This is a genomic window from Dokdonia sp. 4H-3-7-5, assembly GCF_000212355.1.
Classification (GTDB): domain Bacteria; phylum Bacteroidota; class Bacteroidia; order Flavobacteriales; family Flavobacteriaceae; genus Dokdonia.
This window is the reverse complement of the sequence record NC_015496.1, coordinates 1,476,270-1,496,948: the sequence shown is the minus strand read 5'-3', so window position 1 is coordinate 1,496,948 and position 20,679 is coordinate 1,476,270. Positions and strand designations below refer to the sequence as shown.

Below are 20,679 nucleotides of genomic sequence, written 5' to 3'. Positions count from 1 at the left end.
CTCACAAGAGTGAAGTAATAGCGAAATGTACAATGAAACAGTTTATAACTAAAATATCACACATAACGAAGTCTCCTTTACAAGGTGGCAAAGGTTTACTATTTGTAGTAGCCCTACTACTCTCGTTTACCATCGCAGCACAAGATAAAAAAGCGGCACCTCTAGAAAACCCTTATGCAGATCAAGCTCGAGAGCTCATTGTAGAAGGGACGGAAGCTATGGTTAATCAAGAAGGTGGCGTTGTGGATTTTAACGCTTTCGCGAAAGCGGAATCAAATTTAAGAGCAGCAATCTCATTGACACCAGAGAGTGTTCCTGCAAAGTATAATGCGGGTAACAATTACTACAAGAACAAAAGATGGGAAGAAAGTACAGATGCCCTGGTAAAAGCTACTGCAGTTGCTCAAACTAAAAAGGAAAAACACAAAGCCTTTCATAACCTTGGGAATGCTTTATTCCAACAAGAGCAATGGGATGGTGCAGTCGAGGCTTATAAGAATGCATTGCGTGCAGACCCTACAGATGAAGAAACTCGTTACAATCTACAACTAGCCAAGAAAGAGAAAGAAAACGATGGTGGTGGCGGTAGTGACAACGACGATAAAGAAGATCAAGACGAAGATAAAAAAGAAGACGAGAAGAAGGAAAACGAAGAAGGCGACGGAGATAAGAAAGAAGGAGAAGACGGCGACAAAGATGAAACCGATGATAAAGGAGAGCAAAAAGAGGATGACGGTGAAAAGAAAGAAGATGATAATGGAAAGCCTGAAGACAAAGATAAAAAGCAAGATGGTGGCGAGGGTGAAGAAGATAAAAAACAACCTCCACCACAGCCTAAACAAGGACAGTTATCTCCTCAACAAGTGCAAAGCTTACTAAAAGCTATGCAGGATCAAGAGAAGAAAACGCAAGAAAAGATGAACGCACAAAAAGTGAAAGGTGCAAAAGTCAAAACTGAGAAAGACTGGTAATGAAGATGAAATTAAACATACTAATTCTATTCTTACTCGCAACATTAACAACCGTTGCACAAGACGTACAGTTTAACGCAAAACTGAGTAAAAACAGACTAGGTGTAAATGAACGTTTACGTGTAGATTTTACAATGAATCAAGATGGTGACAACTTTAAGTCTCCAGATTTTGATGGCTTTACTGTGGTGGGTGGTCCTAGTCAAACTACGAGCAGACAGTGGATTAATGGAAAAGGTAGCTTTTCAAAGACATTTTCTTATTTCTTAACCCCTACAAGACAGGGGAACTTAGAAATAGGACAGGCAGAAATAACCGTAGATGGTCAGGTTTATAAGTCACCAGCGGTTCCCGTAGTAGTCACTGGTGCTGTAGAAATACCTAAAGACCCAAACGACCCCACCTACCTAGCTAAAGAAAATGTACATCTGGTAGCAGAAGTTTCAAAAACAAGCCCTTACCTCAATGAGGCTTTTACCGTAGTATATAAGCTTTACGTGTCTGAAACTACATCTGTAAATAATTGGCGCGAAATTGAATCACCAAAATTTGCAGATTTCTGGAATCAAAGTGCAGATGAGAAACAGTTTAAAATATACGATGGCACCTACCAAGGGAAACCATATAGATATGTCATCTTAAGACGTACCGTACTTTACCCTCAAAAAACAGGAAAACTAGAGATTGAACCTCTTAGCCTCAGCGTGGCTGTGAGTGTGCCTACTAATCGAAGAGATATATTTGGGAGACCACTTAGTAAAAGTGCAAATATTACCGTAAGTGCTGCAAAGAGAATTGTAGATGTAAAACCACTGCCAGAAGCGGGGAAACCCGAGTATTTTGGTGGAGCCGTAGGAGAATTTGAATTTGCGGTAACTACAGATAAAGACTCCCTAGACGCTGGCGAAGCATTACAGATGAGTGTTGAAGTAAAAGGAAAAGGAAACTTAAAACTTTTTGAGCTCCCAGAACCTAAATTACCAAGCTCCCTAGAAGTATACGAACCAGAAAATGGCGACCGAATACGCACTAATCTGGCAGGGATGAGTGGTATGAAAAAAAATACGTACACGGTAATTCCTCAATTTAAGGGTACCTATCCAATACCACCACTCTCTTTTTCTTATTTTAACCCTAAGACTAAAACATACGAGCGTCTCACATCTGATGATATTGTCGTTACTGTAAATAATGGACCTTTAGAAAATTCGGTAGCCACAGATAGCAGTGTTCCTAGTGGTGAAGAAGCAGTTGCTGCTCAAAATCAGTTTCAATATATTAAAACAAAAGCCAATTTAACTCCTGTCTTAAAGGAACAGTTTTTTAAAAGTAATACGTTCTGGACATTAGTAATTGTCCCTTTTCTTTTGATTCCGCTTGCGATGATTGTTCGTAAAAAGCGAGATGCTTATGCCAGTGATGTCACGGGTAATAGAATTAGAAAAGCAGATAAGCTAGCTCGTAAATTTTTAAGTACTGCAAAGAAAAGTCTAGGTAACCAGAAAGAGTTTTATATCGCAATGGAACGAGCACTGCATAACTATCTCAAAGCAAAGCTAAACATTACTACTAGTGAGATGTCTAAAGATCGTATCACAAGACTCCTAGAGGAAAGAAATGTAGAGACTGCTACTAATATTGAGTTTATAAGCTTATTAGAAAGCTGTGAGTTTGCAAGATACACTCCTACTGGAGATGTAGCGATGCAGCAAGATTATGACAAGGCTGTACGAGTAATAAGCACTTTAGATAAACAACTGTAACATGAGAAACGCAATCAATTATCTCGTAGTGACCGTTTTTATGCTAACGGCCATTTTTACCACCGCACAAACACCAGAGCAACTTTTTGAGCAAGGCAATAGCCATTATGCAAATGGTCAGTTTCAAGAAGCTATTGATGCTTACAAAAAGGTACTAGATACTAATCAAGAGAGCGCTTCCATTTATTATAATCTAGCAAATGCACATTTTAAACTCAATAATGTTGCTCCAAGCATCTATTATTATGAGAAAGCAAAGCGGCTAGCTCCTGCAGATCAAGAGATAAAAAACAATGCCTCTTTTGCAGAGAAGATGACCATAGATGCCATCACACCCTTACCAGAAAACACGTTTAAAAAGTGGTATAATAGCGTACTTACATTATTCACTACAGACGGATGGGCATATGCAACGGTACTATTTGTTGCATTGTGTACACTGTTATTTTTAGGGTATTACTTTACCGCTAGTTCTACTAAGAAACGTGCGCTATTTGTGTCGTCATTAGTTAGTCTTTTACTCGCGGTGTTTTCAATATTATTTGCTTATTCAGCTTTCGCGAAAATATCCAAGGACAACCCAGCAATCGTATTTGCAAAAGAATCTCAAGTAAAAGGAGAGCCTACTTTATCGAGTCAAGAAGCATTTTTATTACATGAAGGCACAAAAGTAATGGTGCTGGAAACTGTAGACAATTGGAAAAAAATACTTCTTGTGGATGGGAGAACGGGCTGGATTCCCACTACAGATATTAGAGAATTGTAAAAACAACTCTTGCTCCTTTGACTCCACTACAAGAACAAATAATACACTTTCTCTAGCCAATAGAGTAATACTATCAATCCCACAACTACGTTTTGCTCAAGCTTATTAAGATTAATAGCCCTTATAGGTATGTAATTAACTTAAGTCTTCCCTAATCAAAGCCATAGTTATAAAAGCCTGAGGCAATCATAAAAACTATTTTATGCCTTTTAGGAGGTATTAAATTTATTTATCTTTATCATTAATTATATTAAACAATGCTCAAGGCTTTTATCTTGTATTCACTAGCTTTAATGCTGTCCTTCTCTATTTTGGGCCCAGCATTTCTTGCGTTACTTGATAATGAAGCAGATATAGAGGTTGTACAAGACATTGAAGAGGAGAACAATGAGACCAAAAAAGAACTTGAAGAGTATGAAAAATTCTTCAGCGACCTTGCTTTTTTCCCGATTGAAGTAGACGAAACTGCTGAGCTTTCTAGCTATTCCTACTTTATGAGTACTTATGGTTATACTCAGGATATTAATATTCCACCGCCAGACTATAGATTATCTTAACCCTGACTCTTTTATCAGGTATATGTAGAGGCGTAAACTTACGTTTCGTTTTCGCGTAAGCAAACCCACAATTATTATTTAAAAAACTGCATTTCTACTTTAATAGAAGTGTTCAAATCACGAATTATGTTCAAATATTTAAAAAACGACTTACCCGCAAGTGTTGTTGTATTTTTTGTTGCACTACCCTTATGTCTTGGTATTGCTCTAGCCAGTGGCGCTCCATTATTTTCCGGTTTAATCGCAGGTATTATAGGTGGTATTGTAGTAGGTGCCCTAAGTGGATCACACATAGGTGTTAGTGGTCCTGCCGCAGGGCTTGCTGCAATTGTTCTCACAGCAATAGGTGCTTTGGGTGGTTATGAAAACTTTCTAGTAGCCGTTGTACTAGGAGGTGTGATACAACTAGTGTTTGGATTCTTAAAAGCAGGGATTATAGGGTATTACTTCCCTTCATCAGTAATTAAAGGGATGCTTACGGGTATTGGAATCATTATCATATTCAAGCAAATTCCTCACTTTTTTGGATATGATGAAGATCCAGAGGGAGACTTTGCTTTCTCGCAAATAGATGGAGAGAATACCTTATCTGAGCTAGGAAATATTGCTGGCTCTATAAGTATAGGAGCAACTGTTATTGGAGTTATAGCCCTAGCAATTCTCATTTTGTGGAGTAATGTACTCTCAAAAAAAGGGAAATTTTTCCAGTTAGTACAAGGACCTCTAGTTGCCGTAGCTATTGGCATCATCTATTACATAAGTACGTCTGGAACATCATATGGAATTAGTGCAGAGCACCTAGTAAGCGTACCTGTACCAGATAGTGTAGATAGTTTTATAGGTCAATTTGCTTTTCCAAATTTTGGCGCAATAACAAACCCAGCTATATGGGTCACTGCATTTACCATAGCACTTGTGGCAAGTCTTGAGACACTACTTTGTGTAGAAGCAACAGATAAACTAGATCCAGAAAAAAGGGTAACACCTACTAATCGTGAATTACTTGCTCAAGGTACGGGTAACATCTTATCTGGTATGATAGGAGGACTACCTGTAACACAGGTAATCGTAAGATCATCTGCAAACATACAATCTGGTGGTAAGACAAAGATGGCCGCTATTATTCACGGTTTCTTATTATTAATTTCTGTAATTCTAATACCTACTTTACTTAATAAAATACCACTTTCTGTACTTGCAGCTATCTTACTTATTGTAGGATACAAACTTGCAAAACCAGCTACCTTTAAAGCGATGTGGAATGCAGGATGGAAACAATTTGTGCCATTTATTGTAACGGTAGTAGGTATCTTCTTTATTGATCTTTTATGGGGTATAGGTCTTGGACTTGCCGTAGGTATCGTAGTGGTACTTTACAAAAGTTACAAGAACTCCCACTTCTTACACAAAGAGGATATAAGTAATGGTACTGAAAAAATGAAAATGACCCTTGCAGAAGAGGTGACATTCTTTAATAAAGGAGCTATCTTAAAGGAACTTGACAACCTTCCAGAAAACTCTTACCTTGAGCTAGATGTACGTAAAACAAGATTTTTAGATAATGATATTATAGAGATACTAGAAGACTTTGCTCATAAAGCAAAGACCCGTAACATCAATATCAAACTAATATCAGAACGAGGTACTGTAGAGAATCCTCCAAGCTATATAGAATTCTTTAAGTTTAGACCAAAAACAGCATAAACGTAAATTAATCATCACAGTAAATGTGATTAAAAATATATTATGAAAACATTTAATCAGGCGATTCAAGACGCTACAACGCCACAAGGCGCTTTAGATATTTTAAAAGAAGGAAACAAAAGATTTGTTGCTGCAAAAGCGGCAGATAGAAATCTACTAGACCAAGTAAAGGATACTACTGGTGGGCAGTGGCCACACTCTGTAGTGTTGAGCTGTATAGATTCACGTGTACCAGCAGAGCTTGTGTTTGATCAAGGTATAGGTGATATATTCAGCGCACGCGTAGCGGGTAACATCGTAAACGAAGATGTACTAGGTAGTATTGAGTACGGATGTAAAGTTGCTGGGTCAAAACTCGTAGTTGTATTGGGTCACACCTTGTGTGGTGCCGTAAAAGGTGCTTGTGATGATGTACAATTAGGTAACATCACCGCATTATTATCAAAAATACGTCCAGCCGTACACGCAGTAGAGAAGCCGAAGGATGCTGCAGACCGTACTAGTGCAAATAAGACATTTGTAAACGATGTAGTCACAAAAAATGTACACTTAACGATAGAAAAGATGCGCGCAGATAGCCCACTTCTTACCGAAATGGAAAATGATGGTGATATCAAGATAGTAGGAGGCGTTTATGACATCTCAAATGGCGAAGTAACATTTGTATAGTAAAACCGCTTTCGCGAAAGCGTAACTCATAACTGTATACGCTTCGTAAGAATTAAAACGTTAAATTGATAGGGTGGTTTCGTTAAGAAGTCACCCTATTTTTATTTAAAAAACTAACTTTCTGTTTTTACATCAACCTAACCATTATGAAAAACTTCTTTAAACACCTTAAAGGCGATGCCTTTGGAGGAATTACTGCAGGAATTGTAGCCCTACCACTAGCTCTCGCCTTTGGGGTGTCTTCTGGTCTGGGACCAAGTGCCGGATTATATGGTGCTATTTTCATCGCATTTTTTGCGGCTCTTTTTGGAGGCACATCTACTCAAATATCAGGACCTACGGCTCCTATGACGGCGGTAAGTATGGTGGTTATTGCAGGTATTATTGCAACTTTTGATGGTGATGTAGAGAAAGCACTACCAGCGATACTCACAGTTTTCTTATTAGCTGGGCTCTTTCAGATTGTACTGGGTGTAATGGGTATAGGTAAATACATTAAGTACATTCCTTATCCTGTAGTTTCTGGTTTTATGACCGCTATAGGCGTTATGATTCTTATTACACAGCTTTTGCCTGCAGTGGGTTATTATCCTAATCAAGATGAGAGTTATGTAGATAGTTTCAAACCGCAAGCGCAAGAGATTGTTCTAGATAAGATTTTACAAGATGAGGCAGGCGAAGGCCTCCTAGTTTTAGAAAACTTTGAAGAAACTATACGTAGAGCAAAACTTACAGACGATACCGATGTATACAAAGAAGCGGTAACGCTTGCAAAAGCATCATCATCTGGAGTAGTTGGCACCTTTAAGGTAATGGGACGCGCAATACAAAACATAAACTGGATAGAGCTAGCTCTTGCACTTGCTACCATATTTATTATTTATGGCTTTAAACGCATTACAACCGCAGTGCCTAGTACACTTGTTGCACTATTGGTCGTGTCAGGAGTAGCCTATTTTGCACCCTTTGAATACAGAGCTATTCAAGAAATTCCTAGCGGATTTCCAGTGCCTAAGCTTTCCATAATTACAGATTTTGAGTTTAGCATTATATCGCCATATATCCTTACTGCACTGTCACTTTCATTTCTAGGAGCAATAGACTCACTCCTCACCTCTGTAGTAGCAGATAATATGACAAAAACTAGACACAAGCCTAACAAAGAACTTATAGGTCAAGGTATAGGTAACTCTATCGCTTCATTTTTTGGAGGAATACCTGGTGCTGGAGCAACGATAAGAACGGTAGTAAATATTAACTCTGGTGGTAAAACCAAATTATCAGGAATGATTGCTGGTGTATTACTCCTTTTCATACTCCTAGCCCTAGGTCCTATCGCTTCACAAATACCGGCAGCAGTACTTGCAGGTATACTTATTACCGTAGGTATAGGGGTGATGGATTACAAAGGGCTTAAAGCGATCCCTAATCTTCCTAAAGATTTAAAGGTGGGACCTATAAAACTAAGTTCTGAAGTTATTATAATGCTTGTGGTACTCGTGCTATCTGTAGTGTGGGACCTAGTGGCAGCAGTAGGAATTGGGCTTGTGCTATCGTGCCTTGTGTTTATGAAAAAAATGGGTGACTTTACCTCTAGACAGTCTAAAGTTTTTGACCTACGCGCCGCCGAAAAGAATAAGGTTTTATGGAGTGACGAACTTATTTTTCCAGATCACCTTAAAGAGGAGGTATTTATAAAACACCTTCGTGGTCCGTTATTTTTTGGGTATACTAGCGAATTTTCTGCACTTACGAAGCAGATACCTGCTACTGCGTCAGACGTCATCTTGCGTATGGGGCGTGTGCCTTATGTAGATCAGTCTGGTGTATATGCAATAGAAGACACGATTCTCCAACTTAACCAAGGCGGAATTAATGTGCATATTGTAGGCTTAAGGAAACAGCCTAAATATATGCTAGAACGTATTAAAATTATCCCTGAGTTAATTCCAGAAACAGAAGTTTACGATACTTTTGAAGCGTGTATCAACTCCCTTAACAAGCAAGTAAAAGATAGATATTAAATAGATGGTGTAGGGTGTAATTACGCTTTCGCGAAAGCGTAACCATCTACATTTTTAAATATTAGAAGAGTCGTCTGTTTCAGTCGGCTCTTCTTCTTTATCTGGGTTGTAGATATCTTCATCCTTTGCTTTTTTGAGAATAGAAGGAAGAAGTGCAGGTGCCAAAGGTTGAATGATGGGATATAACACCGATTGCTCTTTTTTATCGTCACCTATAAATGATATTTGACGGTCTGCAGCATCTATAAACATGAGTACTACGCTAATTAAGAAAGCAAATTTAAGTACTGCAAAGGCTGCTCCTACTATCTTGTTTACAATGCCAAGCATCGCAAAATTTGCCACTTTGGTAAGTAATTTTCCCGCTAGAGAGACCACAAGTACAATAATGATAAAGGTCGCAGCAAAGGCAGTAAGATTTATAATTTGCTCACTCCACGCTGTTTTTTCTACAAGCCAGTCCCCTACGTAATGAGAAAAGTGGATGGCTCCGTAAATTCCAGCAACAAGCCCTACAAGAGATGCTAGCTCTACAAATAATCCCTTGCGCAATCCTTGAATAGCGCCTAGTATTAAAATAATACCAAAAATGATGTCAATAGTGTTCATGCGCTAAAGATAGTAATTTCAGTTAATGGTGGTATTTTTGCAGCTTAAAATTGGTATAGATGCTATTTCATGGCATTACCCAAAAGCTTTCACCTATTGAAGCTTAACCGCGAGAAGAAATTCACGTACAGAAGAGAAATATATGGCTAGAGACGAACAACTCAAAGAACGATATGCGGCGGTAGTTGATAAACTATCTACCCGTTTTGCAGATGGTGATAAAGGCGCTATGGATTTAGATAGCATTATCTACCTCATAGGTATACAAGAATTAGGACAGCTAGATAAAACTTTTAAAAAAGACGAGAAAATGAACTTGATGCATATTGCCATCTGTCGTTTACTTGAACCATTTGGGTATTATCAATATGATTATGATGATCCTGAAGGATGGCCTCACTATAAAGTGCTAGAAGCACTGCCACCACTTAAGGCTGGTGAGCAACAAATACTCATGAAAGATGCGATTGTACAATACTTTCTTGAAAAAGGCTTAATCTCTTAAAAACTAAACACGGTAGCGACTATATAATCTTACTGCTTTTACGGCTTTGTTATACTGCTACACCCCAATTTTATTCTTAAATTTGCCATTTCCTTTTAGAGGGTAAAAAGACGTATTATGTTAGATAAAATCAAAGAACACATTGAAAAAGTAAAGGCCTTTAAAGCCGAAACTTTAGAAGAGGTTGAAGCATTCAGAATCAAGTATTCTGGAAAGAAAGGACTTGTGAATGATTTTATGGCAGACTTCCGTAACGTGCCTAATGAGATGAAGCGCGAGTATGGACAGGTAATTAATACACTTAAAGCAAGTGCCCTTGAAAAGGTAAACGAGCTTAAAGAAAAACTAGAAGGAGCAGAAGAGGCTACGGCTACTGGTGATTTATCACGCCCAGGTGAACCTATTGAAATAGGAGCACGCCACCCTATCTCTATTGTAAAAAATCAGATTATTGATATTTTCTCTCGTATAGGATTCAACGTTTCTGAGGGTCCAGAAATAGAAGATGACTGGCATAACTTTACTGCCTTAAACCTTCCAGAATATCACCCAGCTCGTGATATGCAGGATACATTTTTTATACAAACAGATCCAGACGTATTACTACGTACTCACACCTCATCTGTACAGGTGAGATATATGGAAAATAACAAGCCACCTATACGTACGATCTCTCCTGGTCGTGTATATCGTAATGAGGCTATAAGCGGTCGTTCACACTGTTTCTTCCACCAAGTAGAAGGATTATACATAGACAAAGACGTCTCTTTTGCAGATCTTAAACAGACGCTGCAACACTTTACAACAGAAATGTTTGGTAAAAGTAAAATACGCTTACGTCCATCATACTTCCCATTTACAGAGCCTAGTGCCGAAGTTGATGTATACTGGGGTCTTGAGACAGAGACAGACTATAAAATGACTAAAGGAACCGGATGGCTCGAGATTATGGGCTGTGGTATGGTAGATCCTAATGTTCTTGAAAACTGCGGTATTGACTCAAAAGAGTACAGTGGTTTTGCATTTGGGATGGGAATAGATCGTATTGCATTATTATTACACCAAATCTCAGACATTAGAATGCTTAGTGAGAACGATGCTCGTTTCTTAGAGCAGTTTAAATCTGCTTTTTAGAGTCACACTGTCCCCTCGAGCGCAGTAGAGAGGTAAATTATTTCTTAACTAAATAGGTCATTACTGCGCCTGACCAGATTATAAATATGCGTAAAGACATTATCATACCCGAAGTTAAAAACGTCTACGTAGCTGCTGTAAAAGAGCTACACGAGGAATTTAAAACAGAAGATTGGAATGCTTATATCGTTAACGATAATCTTGAGCCTCTTGAAATGGTACTTCTTACCGTGCAAGGCTATAATGAGAAGCAAATGACTACGCACATGCGTCACACAATCAAGCTACTTCCTGCTAAGGGTTTTGCTAAGATTGAATTCATGCAAGAAGATATCTTTACACTAGACAACTTCTACTCTGTCACTTATTTTCTAGACAATAAAATGTATGAAAGACGCTTTGAGTTTCCAGCAAACTCAATAAAAGAAGACAATACGGTTAAAGTACCTGTAATGGGTAAGGATGGTGTACTAGCAGTGTAGGTTATTACGCTTTCGCGAAAGCGTAATCAAAATATATTTCAATTAAAAAAGCATCCTTAATGGATGCTTTTTTTTAGTTAAGCTTTTCAGTGAGTTTACTAAATACCTTCTTTGGATCTTTCCCCTTATAAAGAATACTGTGTACCGCTTCTATAATAGGCACACGTGCTTTTTTATCACGTGATTCATTGAGTTCTAGAGCGCTTTTGGCAGCATAGTAACCTTCGGCTACCATGGACATTTCCATCTGTGCACTCTTTACCGTGTAGCCCTTCCCTATCATATTACCAAACATTCTATTTCTACTAAAAACAGAATATCCCGTCACCAGTAAATCTCCTAAATAAGCAGAGCCATTAATGTCACGCTTCATCTTGTGGGCACGTTTTACATAGCGTTTTATCTCACGTATGGCATTACTCATTAATAACGCCTGAAAGTTATCTCCATAACCTAAACCGTGCGCAATACCTGCTGCAATGGCATAGATATTTTTGAGTGTAGCTGCATATTCAATCCCTATAATATCATCACTCGTGGTACATTTTATGTAATCACTCGACAAGTGCTTTGCAATTACTTTTGCATTTTCCTTTTCGGCACATGCAATCGTGAGGTATGAAAGTCGCTCTAGCGCAACCTCTTCTGCATGACAAGGTCCTGCTATAACCGCTATATCCTCAATAGCAACATTGTGCTCTTCATTAAAATGAGAGCCAACGAGCTTACCACTCTCAGGCATAATCCCTTTTATGGCAGAGACTATGACTTTATCTTTTAGCGACACCGTAAGATTCTTAAGCTCACCTCCTATAAAAGCAGAGGGAACGGCAAAAATTACATAATCTGAGTATGCTACAATCTCATTAATATCATTGCTCAGCATAAGCTGCTCTGGTTTAAACTCGACAGAACTTAAATAACTAGGGTTATGCTGCTCACGCTTTATATGTTCTAAAGCATAGCTGCTACGCATATACCAACCTACGGTGTCAAGATTCTCACAGAGCATCTTTACAATCGCTGTTGCCCAGCTACCTCCTCCTATTACGCCAAATGTGGGTTTGCTCATCATCAATCTGTTTAATTCTAATTATGCTACTTACTTCTTCATCACGTTGCCTACCTTTTCTGGTAGTACCTCGTAGCCCATATTGTATAATGTGAAGCCAAAGATATCTGCATACTGCTCTATGGTTTTTGCTACCGGCGTACCAGCACCGTGACCAGCGTCTGTCTCAATACGTATAAGTACTGGGGCATCTCCTGCTTGTTTTTCTTGAAGCTCTGCAGCAAACTTAAATGAATGCGCTGGCACTACACGATCATCATGATCTCCCGTAGTTACCATAGTTGCTGGATATGATGTTCCGGCTTTTACGTTATGAACTGGCGAGTATCCTTTAAGATAGTCAAACATCTCTTTGCTATCTTCTGCAGTACCATAATCATAAGCCCATCCCGCACCTGCTGTAAAGGTGTGGTAACGCAACATATCCATTACTCCTACCGCTGGTAATGCTACCTGCATAAGATCTGGACGTTGTGTCATTGTAGCCCCTACAAGTAAACCTCCGTTAGAACCACCGCGTATTGCTAAGTATTCTTTTGAGGTATATTTATTATCAATTAGATACTCTGCTGCTGCAATAAAATCATCAAAAACGTTTTGCTTTTGCATTTTAGTTCCTGCATCATGCCATTTTTTACCATACTCACCACCGCCACGTAAGTTAGGCACTGCATATACTCCTCCTTGTTCCATCCATACCGCATTTGCAATGCTAAAGCTAGGTGTAAGGCTTATATTAAACCCTCCATAAGCATAAAGGATAGTAGGGTTCTTGCCATTAAGCTCTGTTCCTTTTTTATACGTGATAATCATCGGTACTTTTGTACCATCTTTTGAGCTATAAAACACTTGCTTGCTCTCATAAGCTTCCGGATTAAAATCGATGTCTGGTTTGATAAACAGCTCAGAAGTTCCAGATGCGATGTCATATTTATAAATACTACCTGGCGTCTTATAATTTGAGAAGCTAAAGTATAGCTCCTTCTCATCTTTCTCTGCTCCAAAACCTCCTACAGTACCTACTCCCGGAAGTTCAACATCACGTACAAGCTTACCTTCATAATCATACTGTTTTACTTTTGAAACTGCATCCACCATATAACTAGCAAAGAAAGAACCTCCTCCTGTACTTGGACTTAATACGTTTTCTGTTTCTGGTATAAAATCTACCCAGTTTTCTGGAGTAGGGTTTGATGCATCTACCGTTACTACACGCATATTAGGCGCATCAAGATTAGTTGCTATAAAAAGCTTGCTCCCTATATTTTCCATCACATAACTATCAGAATCTTCGTGATCTAATACAGTTACAAAATCACTAGCTGGCTTTGTAAGGTCTTTCATAAACATCTTTCCTCCAGAAGTCGAGTTGCGCGCACTTACTAGCAAATAGCGGTTATCCTCTGTAACTCCACCACCTACATATCTATGCTTCTCTGCTGCTGTACCGCCAAATATTAGCTTATCTGTAGCCTGTGCTGTACCCAACTTATGATAGTACAATTTGTGCTGATCCGTCTTTGCCGATAATTCGCTGCCCTTAGGCTTATCATAACTAGAGTAGTAAAAACCTTCATTTTTATACCAAGACATTCCAGAGAATTTTACATCAACCAGCGTGTCTTCTATAATTTCTTTTTTCTCTGTATCCATTACAAGAATCTTACGCCAGTCACTTCCTCCTTCAGAAATAGCGTAGGCTAGTATAGACCCATCTTCAGAGAAGCTTGCTCCTCCTAAAGAGATAGTACCATCCTCTGCAAAGGTATTTGGGTCTAGAAATACAGATGCAGTACTTGGATCTTCACCAGTTTTATAACGATAAATAACATATTGATTTTGAAGTCCGTCGTTTTTATAGAAGTACGTATAATCACCTTCTTTAAATGGCGAACCTACTTTTTCATAATTCCACAAAGTGGATAAACGCTCCTTGAGCTCCTCACGAAAGGGAATATTCTTTAAGTAGTCTTGGGTGGTATTGTTCTCACGTATAACCCAATCCATCGTCTCCTCACTACGATCATCCTCCAGCCATCGGTAAGGATCTTGTACTTCTGTGCCAAAATAGGTGTCTACAGTATCTACTTTTTTAGTTTCGGTATAGTTCACAGCAATAGTGTTTTTTGGTGTCGCCGGCGTATCATCACAGCTTATAATAGCGGTTGTAGCAAGAGCGAGAAGAATCAATTTTTTCATAATACGGGTTGTGTTTGATTGCGTATTCAAGATACGGGTTATTACGCTTTCGCGAAAGCATAAAAAAACCCACTCAAAAGAGCGGGTTAAATATAGTGCTAAGCATTTTCTAAGAAAACAAATGTCTGTAATTATTCCAATTACGATATATAAAATACCCATTGAGAACTGCTACCAAAAGTGCAGGCATAATGTTAGGCGGATCAAGTACTGCGTGGAAAAGAACAATATTTACAGAAATAGGAATTAATGCGAGTAACGCCACAGGAAAAATCTTCTTTGTTATAAAGAGAAGTCCTACAATCACCTCTAGTCCTCCTACTAACGGCCACATGTAACCACTATCTGTAAATGCTTGAAAAAGATTTGCTGCGCCTACATTATCTCCAAATTCAAAATCTGGCATAAACCAGAAAAATTTATTGAGTCCAAAGACAAGAAGCATTAAGCCTAGCCCTATGCGAATAATTGTGTGTACTAATTTCATTATGGTTGTTTTTTAATTACAACCTTAGACGATAGACAAAGCACTTAATTACAAAGACCTACTCTTTACCATCTAGAAGTTGCTGAAACATATCCTTATATCGAGATACATGTAAACCATCTATGAGGCCATGATGCACGTATAGTGCAACGGGCATTGTAAAGGTGCCCGATGATTTTTCTGTAATCTGCCCGTAAGAGATTTTCGGAACGCTATCCTTTGCCTTAAAGAGTCGTGAGTGCGTAATAGATGAAAAATCCATCCACGGTATTGCAGAGCAATGCATCACATCATCTGTATTAATCGGCGGAAAAAGGTCGTCTGAGTTTTTAATGCGCTCCACCTCACTCTGCACAGACTTTGTGAAAACCGTTATATCTGCATCATATGGAATATAACTAAAACCAAAGGTTTCATTATCTCTCATGAGCGTCGCACTAGCGCTTATAGTATCTAATAAAATCACCTCATTATCAGATGTAATGCGATATTTAAAATTCTCAATAGCCATCGCAGCTTCTAGCGACTTGTGGAGATAATAGATAAATAATGATACTCCTTGCTCTTTTGCATGCTGCTTTGCGAGCGTCATATCTACTTGCCAAGTGATCCCGAAATAAGGCTCCTCAAATTGTGAGAAAAACTCAAAATGTGCACGGCGCTTCCAGGTAGAGATATCTATTTTATTCAAAGTAGTTGTGTTTTGCACAAATATAAAAAGTCCCTCACGGGGAGGGACTTTTTATAGTACTAAATAAAGATATTTTTAATAGTATAGGAGTTACACTAAGCCATTAGCTACTAGATATTCTCCTATCTGTACCGCATTTGTTGCAGCACCTTTACGTAAGTTGTCTGATACAATCCACATATTAAGCGTGTTCTCTTGTGAGTAATCACGACGTATTCTACCTACAAAAACATCATCCTTACCTTCTGCATAAATAGGCATAGGGTATGTATTTGTATCCGGATTATCTTGTACGGTTACTCCAGAAGTTTCATTAAGAACCTTACGAACATCCTTCTCTTCAAAAGGCGCACGCAATTCTACATTTACAGATTCACTATGACCACCTACCACTGGAATACGCACTGCTGTTGCAGTTACCGCAATAGATCGATCATTTAAAATTTTCTGAGTTTCATTTACAAGCTTCAACTCTTCTTTAGTGTAACCGTTATCATCAAAAACGTCACAAGCCGGTATTGCATTACGGTGTATAGGGTAAGGATAAGCCATTTCTCCCTTCTCACCAATATATTCATTTTCTAATTGCTGCACCGCTTTTACTCCAGTACCTGTAATAGATTGGTAGGTAGAGATTACTAATCTTTTAATGCCATAGTCTCTATGTAATGGTGACATTGCAAGAACCATTTGTATCGTAGAGCAGTTAGGATTTGCAATAATCTTATCTTCCTTAGTAAGAGAAGTTGCGTTAATTTCTGGAACAATAAGTTTCTTAGTAGGGTCCATTCTCCATGCAGAGCTGTTGTCTATCACGGTTGTTCCCACCTCTGCAAACTTAGGAGCAAACTCTTTTGAGGTGTCTCCTCCAGCAGAAAAGATTGCTATTTGCGGCTTTGCTGCAATGGCATCTTCCATAGAGTGAATCGTGTACTCCTTATCTTTATAAGTAACTTTTTTACCTACAGAGCGCTCTGAAGCTACAGGGATTAACTCTGTAATTGGGAAATTACGTTCTGCAAGAACTTTTAACATCACTTGGCCTACCATCCCGGTGGCTCCTACTACCGCTACTTTCATAGTATCGTTTTAAAGAGGTTGTTTAAAAAATGCGCTTCGCTTTTGCGAAAACTTTATAGAACTTCAAAGTTAGCACGCATTAACGATTTATAAGCCGTTGAATGCTTAAAAGTTAGTTAGATATATAACAATACATTAAACTTTGTTTTAAATACATAAAAAAACCACCCTGCTAGATTAACAAGGTGGTTTGAGTTAGAATATAATAGTGTAGCGGTAGCTACGAGTAATTATTTTTTAAGAGAATCTCTGATTTCTTTTAGCAAATCGATTTCAGATGGTCCTGGATCTGCTGCTACTTCTTCTACAACAGGCTTCTTAGTTTTGTTATAAGCTTTTACAATAATGAAAAGCACAAAACCAACAATGATCAAGTTAATGATTGCATTAATCCAGCTACCGTACATAATTGCATTTTCAGGTGTTACTACAGCACCATCTACCATTACCGCTTCATCTAGTACCACTTTTAAATCAGCAAAATCAACACCTCCAGCAAAATGACCTACAATAGGCATCATAATATCTCCTACAAATCCTTTTACTACTAGTCCAATCGCTCCAGCAAGTATCACTGCTATTGCAAGATCAATGACGTTACCCGTCATAATGAAATCCTTAAATTCTTTTAACATCGTTTAGTCTGTTTTTTAGGTTAATATGAATCTAAGGTAACTAATTTTCGCAAATTGCTTAACAAAAGTTTAAGAAACACACTTTATCGAAGAATGACACGTTTTACCCGTTGACCGATGGCTGTTAAGAGTTCGTATGAAATAGACTGCATCTCTCCTGCCAGTGTTTCGGCACTTGTAGTTTCTCCAAAAACCTCCACATCATCTCCCTCTTTACAGCTTATACCCGTGATATCGACCATTAGCATATCCATACAAACGTTACCTACAATGGGCGCCTTTTGTCCCGCGATCATCACATACCCTACACCATTTCCGAGCGATCTAGAGATGCCGTCTGCATGACCAATAGGCAATGTAGCGGTAACAATTTCTTCAGTTGCTTTGTATGCTCGATTGTATCCTATACTCTGGCCAGGCTTAATATGATGGATCTGTGAGATTACAGATTTTAATCTAGCTACTGGTTTTAATTTTTTTGTATCCTCTTTACTATTACCGTAACCGTAAAGCCCTATGCCTATACGCACGCAATCAAAATGGGCTCTATGATAGTTAATAACTCCAGAGGTATTAGTCATGTGCATGAATGGCACATAATCTAACGCTTGTAGAAGTTCCTTGGAGATATTTGTAAATTGAAGTATTTGATTTAAAGTAAATTCTTCTTCGGCAGGATCTTCACTAGCTACAAGATGTGAGAAGAGAGATGCTACTTTTACACTCACATTTTCGCGCAAGCGGTCAAGAATCCATGATACGTCAGTATTTAAGAAGCCTAGTCTATTGAGTCCTGTGTTAAACTTTAAATGAATAGGGTAATTTTCTTGCCCTTTGCCTTTTGCAAAAGCTGTAAATAACTCCATCATTCTAATACTATAAATACTAGGCTCAAGGCATCGCTCTATAAGCTCATCAAACGTATCTGGCTGCGGATGTAATACTAAAATAGGTGTTGTTATGCCAGCATCTCTAAGCGCAATACCTTCTGAAACGTATGCCACAGCAAAATAATCTACTCCTAGCATTTCTAGTTCTTGAGCCACAGCTCCAGCATCACTCCCGTATCCAAAGGCTTTTACTACTGCCATCATCTTTACAGAAGGCGCTACCTTTTTTCTTAAATAAGAATAGTTATGACGTAAGGCAGCTAGATCTATTTCTAAGCGTGTTATTGCCATTAGTTAGGATCTTGAGGGGTTTGCCTTGCGTTACTTGTTGTGATTTCTTCGGGAGTTTCTACATCCATCTTACGTAATCTGTCACGCAACATAGCTTTATAGTATGCAGCACGTGAGAGTGGTTCATACTCTTCTGTCTCACCTAGCATCACGATATCCTCGCTTTGTGCTTTTCTATAGCTATATTGAGCCAGGTTACCTGTACGAGTACAAACTGCATGAACCTTAGTAACATACTCTGCCGTTGCCATTAGATTAGGCATAGGGCCAAAAGGGTTTCCTTTAAAATCCATATCAAGACCAGCAACTATTACTCGTATGCCGCGATTTGCCAGATCATTGCAAACCTGTACAATCTCATCGTCAAAAAATTGTGCCTCATCAATCCCCACCACATCACATCCATCTGCTAGCATAGGAATATTTGCAGCTGCAGGAACTGGTGTAGAACGTATTTCATTTGCATCATGTGAGACCACCATTTCTTCATCGTAGCGCGTGTCTACAGCAGGTTTAAAAATCTCAACTTTTTGTTTTGCAAACTGCGCGCGTTTGAGCCTGCGGATGAGTTCTTCTGTTTTACCAGAGAACATAGATCCACAAATGACTTCAATCCAGCCAAATTGCTCTTTATGATTTACTGTATTTTCGAGAAACATTTTGTACTTTTCTAGACCAAAACGGCAATAATTCCGTTTTATTAATCCCAATGATTAAGGCAGAGGTAAATGTATCAAAATTACGTTGAAACCACTCCACATATCTCAAAGTTATGAAGAAAACTATCAAGGCAGAACTCGTAAGCATAGCTCATAAAATCCTACAACTACGTGACGATGCAGATTATAAACAACTGGCAGATACAACTAGAAAACTGCATGAAAAGCTTACTGTTCTTGCTTATGCAGAACAGCTCGAAAATGCAGGAAAACCTACCTTGGGACTTAGAGAACTAGAGGAAGTAATGGTAGATGAGGAACTTGCACCAGCAAAGAAACCGTCACCAGCAGATCTAGAAACCCAAACTCCTACTCCGTCTCCTACAAGAACGCCTGCCGAAATACTAGCAGACAATCAAGCGAGATACGCCGAAGCAAAAGGAACAGATGATCACCACAGACCAGATGGCACGCAATATAATGATGACGATGAGCCCGTACATGAGCCTGTGATTGAAAAAATTAAAGACATGTGGCCAGAAATGACTCCTGAGGCTGCAGATATTGATAAGGTGATAGACGCAATTATACCACCTCAGCCAGCTGTTGGCAAAGCAGATAGTTTTGAAATAGGAAATGAATTCGGACAAATGCCCATTTTCGAACGTAAAGAAATCACTAGTCAAGAAGTGGCAGATGATAAGCCAAAAAACCTTAATGATCGTTTGAAAACTGGTTTAAAAATTGGACTCAACGATAAACTCTCCTTTATAAAACATCTATTTGCCGGAAGTACCTCAGATTACAATAGAGTATTAAGTCAACTAGAAACCTTTGGCTCTGCAGTAGAAGCTCGCACTTTTATCTCCCAAATGGTAAAACCTGATTATAATAATTGGGAAGGAAAAGAAGTACAAGAAACACGCTTTCTAGAGATTGTGGAAGGAAGGTATTCATAAAAATTTCACACTACTCGTAAATGAAGTAGTTGACGACAGATTATAGTAAAACATAATAAGTTTTGATTAAGAATTGCGACAAAATGCGCAAAACGGCATCTTTCAACTCTAAAAACAACGCAATTACTCTATGAAAGTACCACGTATTATTTACTGGATTACCACAATAGGCATTTGCGCTATCATGCTCTACTCGGCTCAAATGTATTTTAGAAACACTGAGATGGTTGAAGGTTTTTTTAAAGCTCTAGATTATCCTATATATGTTGTGGTACCACTAGCAGTATTAAAAATTTGCGCAATCCTTATGTTATTATGGAGAGGTATTCCGTGGCTTACAGAGTGGGCTTATGCTGGAATATTTTTTGACGTAGTACTCGCAGCTGCCGCACACTACAAGGCAGATCATGATATTACTTTGACGCTTGTTGCATTAGTACTACTTCTTGCTTCTTACTTTTTTGGCAAAGAAGTAAGACCTATGTATCGCTAGTTTTACATCTACAAACTATCATTAATCACTAACTTTGCG

The 20,679-nt window shown here is 38.6% G+C and carries 21 protein-coding genes; 12 read left to right on the top strand and 9 right to left on the bottom strand.

Features of this window, described 5'->3' with window-relative positions:
• Positions 1-32 precede the first annotated feature (32 nt).
• The 7 genes from KRODI_RS06635 to KRODI_RS06605 all read left to right on the top strand — a co-directional run bounded on the left by KRODI_RS06635 (position 33) and on the right by KRODI_RS06605 (position 8,454).
• Positions 33-971, top strand: a complete 939-nt coding sequence (locus KRODI_RS06635) for a tetratricopeptide repeat protein (protein ID WP_013750821.1) — start codon at positions 33-35, stop codon at positions 969-971.
• A complete protein-coding gene (locus tag KRODI_RS06630) occupies positions 971-2,734 on the top strand; it encodes a BatD family protein (RefSeq protein WP_013750820.1) in 1,764 nt (587 codons plus the stop codon). Before KRODI_RS06635 ends, KRODI_RS06630 begins: the two co-directional genes overlap by 1 nt.
• A gap of 1 nt (position 2,735) precedes the next feature.
• Positions 2,736-3,500, top strand: coding sequence for a tetratricopeptide repeat protein (locus tag KRODI_RS06625; protein ID WP_013750819.1), 765 nt, complete (start codon positions 2,736-2,738; stop codon positions 3,498-3,500).
• A gap of 257 nt (positions 3,501-3,757) precedes the next feature.
• Positions 3,758-4,057 carry a hypothetical protein gene (locus tag KRODI_RS06620; protein WP_013750818.1) on the top strand — a complete coding sequence of 100 codons (300 nt, stop codon included), beginning with the start codon at positions 3,758-3,760 and terminating at the stop codon, positions 4,055-4,057.
• Between the two features lie 126 nt (positions 4,058-4,183).
• The gene (locus KRODI_RS06615; RefSeq protein WP_013750817.1) at positions 4,184-5,761 is read left to right on the top strand and encodes a SulP family inorganic anion transporter; all 1,578 of its coding nucleotides are present in this window, start codon (positions 4,184-4,186) and stop codon (positions 5,759-5,761) included.
• Between the two features lie 42 nt (positions 5,762-5,803).
• Entirely contained in the window at positions 5,804-6,430 is a 627-nt protein-coding gene (locus KRODI_RS06610; RefSeq protein WP_013750816.1) for a carbonic anhydrase family protein, read from the top strand.
• Positions 6,431-6,576: 146 nt separating this feature from the next.
• Positions 6,577-8,454: a SulP family inorganic anion transporter gene (locus tag KRODI_RS06605; protein ID WP_013750815.1), complete on the top strand. Its 1,878-nt coding sequence runs from the start codon at positions 6,577-6,579 to the stop codon at positions 8,452-8,454.
• Positions 8,455-8,508: 54 nt separating this feature from the next.
• Here KRODI_RS06605 and KRODI_RS06600 read toward each other — a convergent pair whose 3' ends face one another.
• Positions 8,509-9,063 carry a CvpA family protein gene (locus KRODI_RS06600; protein ID WP_013750814.1) on the bottom strand — a complete coding sequence of 185 codons (555 nt, stop codon included), beginning with the start codon at positions 9,061-9,063 and terminating at the stop codon, positions 8,509-8,511.
• A gap of 142 nt (positions 9,064-9,205) precedes the next feature.
• Between KRODI_RS06600 and KRODI_RS06595 the strand changes: the two genes are divergently transcribed.
• The 3 genes from KRODI_RS06595 to KRODI_RS06585 all read left to right on the top strand — a co-directional run bounded on the left by KRODI_RS06595 (position 9,206) and on the right by KRODI_RS06585 (position 11,184).
• Positions 9,206-9,568 (top strand): hypothetical protein, encoded by a 363-nt coding sequence (locus tag KRODI_RS06595; protein WP_013750813.1) that lies wholly within the window; start codon positions 9,206-9,208, stop codon positions 9,566-9,568.
• Between the two features lie 117 nt (positions 9,569-9,685).
• Positions 9,686-10,702 (top strand): phenylalanine--tRNA ligase subunit alpha, encoded by a 1,017-nt coding sequence (gene pheS, locus KRODI_RS06590; RefSeq protein ID WP_013750812.1) that lies wholly within the window; start codon positions 9,686-9,688, stop codon positions 10,700-10,702.
• Positions 10,703-10,788: 86 nt separating this feature from the next.
• Positions 10,789-11,184: a hypothetical protein gene (locus KRODI_RS06585; RefSeq protein WP_013750811.1), complete on the top strand. Its 396-nt coding sequence runs from the start codon at positions 10,789-10,791 to the stop codon at positions 11,182-11,184.
• A 73-nt stretch (positions 11,185-11,257) separates the two neighbouring features.
• Here the strand turns inward: KRODI_RS06585 and KRODI_RS06580 are convergent, their stop codons facing one another.
• The 8 genes from KRODI_RS06580 to KRODI_RS06545 all read right to left on the bottom strand — a co-directional run bounded on the left by KRODI_RS06580 (position 11,258) and on the right by KRODI_RS06545 (position 19,188).
• A complete protein-coding gene (locus KRODI_RS06580; RefSeq protein WP_041295648.1) occupies positions 11,258-12,259 on the bottom strand; it encodes an NAD(P)H-dependent glycerol-3-phosphate dehydrogenase in 1,002 nt (333 codons plus the stop codon).
• A 27-nt stretch (positions 12,260-12,286) separates the two neighbouring features.
• The gene (locus KRODI_RS06575) at positions 12,287-14,455 is read right to left on the bottom strand and encodes a prolyl oligopeptidase family serine peptidase (protein WP_013750809.1); all 2,169 of its coding nucleotides are present in this window, start codon (positions 14,453-14,455) and stop codon (positions 12,287-12,289) included.
• A gap of 109 nt (positions 14,456-14,564) precedes the next feature.
• The gene (locus KRODI_RS06570) at positions 14,565-14,942 is read right to left on the bottom strand and encodes a DoxX family membrane protein (protein ID WP_013750808.1); all 378 of its coding nucleotides are present in this window, start codon (positions 14,940-14,942) and stop codon (positions 14,565-14,567) included.
• Between the two features lie 58 nt (positions 14,943-15,000).
• Positions 15,001-15,633, bottom strand: coding sequence for a CatA-like O-acetyltransferase (locus KRODI_RS06565; RefSeq protein WP_013750807.1), 633 nt, complete (start codon positions 15,631-15,633; stop codon positions 15,001-15,003).
• Positions 15,634-15,723: 90 nt separating this feature from the next.
• Positions 15,724-16,713, bottom strand: coding sequence for an aspartate-semialdehyde dehydrogenase (locus KRODI_RS06560; RefSeq protein ID WP_013750806.1), 990 nt, complete (start codon positions 16,711-16,713; stop codon positions 15,724-15,726).
• A 230-nt stretch (positions 16,714-16,943) separates the two neighbouring features.
• Positions 16,944-17,348: a large conductance mechanosensitive channel protein MscL gene (mscL, locus tag KRODI_RS06555; protein WP_013750805.1), complete on the bottom strand. Its 405-nt coding sequence runs from the start codon at positions 17,346-17,348 to the stop codon at positions 16,944-16,946.
• Positions 17,349-17,431: 83 nt separating this feature from the next.
• Positions 17,432-18,529: an alanine racemase gene (gene alr, locus KRODI_RS06550; RefSeq protein WP_013750804.1), complete on the bottom strand. Its 1,098-nt coding sequence runs from the start codon at positions 18,527-18,529 to the stop codon at positions 17,432-17,434.
• The gene (locus KRODI_RS06545; RefSeq protein WP_013750803.1) at positions 18,529-19,188 is read right to left on the bottom strand and encodes a thymidine kinase; all 660 of its coding nucleotides are present in this window, start codon (positions 19,186-19,188) and stop codon (positions 18,529-18,531) included. The genes alr and KRODI_RS06545 overlap by 1 nt, the downstream gene beginning before the upstream one ends.
• Before the next feature lie 113 nt (positions 19,189-19,301).
• On the opposite strand from KRODI_RS06545, the gene KRODI_RS15085 reads away from it, so the two are divergent.
• Both KRODI_RS15085 and KRODI_RS06535 read left to right on the top strand, forming a co-directional pair.
• Positions 19,302-20,147 carry a hypothetical protein gene (locus tag KRODI_RS15085; RefSeq protein ID WP_013750802.1) on the top strand — a complete coding sequence of 282 codons (846 nt, stop codon included), beginning with the start codon at positions 19,302-19,304 and terminating at the stop codon, positions 20,145-20,147.
• 130 nt (positions 20,148-20,277) lie between these two features.
• Positions 20,278-20,640: a DoxX family protein gene (locus KRODI_RS06535; RefSeq protein WP_013750801.1), complete on the top strand. Its 363-nt coding sequence runs from the start codon at positions 20,278-20,280 to the stop codon at positions 20,638-20,640.
• Positions 20,641-20,679: the final 39 nt, after the last annotated feature.

What these genes read in the sequence shown, in the direction of transcription:
- KRODI_RS06610 (WP_013750816.1), top strand. Translation starts at nt 5,804, where the DNA reads ATGAAAACATTTAATCAGGCGATTCAAGACGCTACAACGCCACAAGGC.
- mscL (WP_013750805.1), bottom strand. Translation starts at nt 17,348, where the DNA reads ATGTTAAAAGAATTTAAGGATTTCATTATGACGGGTAACGTCATTGAT.
- KRODI_RS06600 (WP_013750814.1), bottom strand. Translation starts at nt 9,063, where the DNA reads ATGAACACTATTGACATCATTTTTGGTATTATTTTAATACTAGGCGCT.
- KRODI_RS06580 (WP_041295648.1), bottom strand. Translation starts at nt 12,259, where the DNA reads ATGATGAGCAAACCCACATTTGGCGTAATAGGAGGAGGTAGCTGGGCA.
- KRODI_RS06535 (WP_013750801.1), top strand. Translation starts at nt 20,278, where the DNA reads ATGAAAGTACCACGTATTATTTACTGGATTACCACAATAGGCATTTGC.
- KRODI_RS06620 (WP_013750818.1), top strand. Translation starts at nt 3,758, where the DNA reads ATGCTCAAGGCTTTTATCTTGTATTCACTAGCTTTAATGCTGTCCTTC.
- KRODI_RS06585 (WP_013750811.1), top strand. Translation starts at nt 10,789, where the DNA reads ATGCGTAAAGACATTATCATACCCGAAGTTAAAAACGTCTACGTAGCT.
- KRODI_RS06545 (WP_013750803.1), bottom strand. Translation starts at nt 19,188, where the DNA reads ATGTTTCTCGAAAATACAGTAAATCATAAAGAGCAATTTGGCTGGATT.
- alr (WP_013750804.1), bottom strand. Translation starts at nt 18,529, where the DNA reads ATGGCAATAACACGCTTAGAAATAGATCTAGCTGCCTTACGTCATAAC.
- KRODI_RS06635 (WP_013750821.1), top strand. Translation starts at nt 33, where the DNA reads ATGAAACAGTTTATAACTAAAATATCACACATAACGAAGTCTCCTTTA.
- KRODI_RS15085 (WP_013750802.1), top strand. Translation starts at nt 19,302, where the DNA reads ATGAAGAAAACTATCAAGGCAGAACTCGTAAGCATAGCTCATAAAATC.
- KRODI_RS06630 (WP_013750820.1), top strand. Translation starts at nt 971, where the DNA reads ATGAAGATGAAATTAAACATACTAATTCTATTCTTACTCGCAACATTA.
- KRODI_RS06625 (WP_013750819.1), top strand. Translation starts at nt 2,736, where the DNA reads ATGAGAAACGCAATCAATTATCTCGTAGTGACCGTTTTTATGCTAACG.
- pheS (WP_013750812.1), top strand. Translation starts at nt 9,686, where the DNA reads ATGTTAGATAAAATCAAAGAACACATTGAAAAAGTAAAGGCCTTTAAA.
- KRODI_RS06595 (WP_013750813.1), top strand. Translation starts at nt 9,206, where the DNA reads ATGGCTAGAGACGAACAACTCAAAGAACGATATGCGGCGGTAGTTGAT.
- KRODI_RS06575 (WP_013750809.1), bottom strand. Translation starts at nt 14,455, where the DNA reads ATGAAAAAATTGATTCTTCTCGCTCTTGCTACAACCGCTATTATAAGC.
- KRODI_RS06560 (WP_013750806.1), bottom strand. Translation starts at nt 16,713, where the DNA reads ATGAAAGTAGCGGTAGTAGGAGCCACCGGGATGGTAGGCCAAGTGATG.
- KRODI_RS06605 (WP_013750815.1), top strand. Translation starts at nt 6,577, where the DNA reads ATGAAAAACTTCTTTAAACACCTTAAAGGCGATGCCTTTGGAGGAATT.
- KRODI_RS06570 (WP_013750808.1), bottom strand. Translation starts at nt 14,942, where the DNA reads ATGAAATTAGTACACACAATTATTCGCATAGGGCTAGGCTTAATGCTT.
- KRODI_RS06615 (WP_013750817.1), top strand. Translation starts at nt 4,184, where the DNA reads ATGTTCAAATATTTAAAAAACGACTTACCCGCAAGTGTTGTTGTATTT.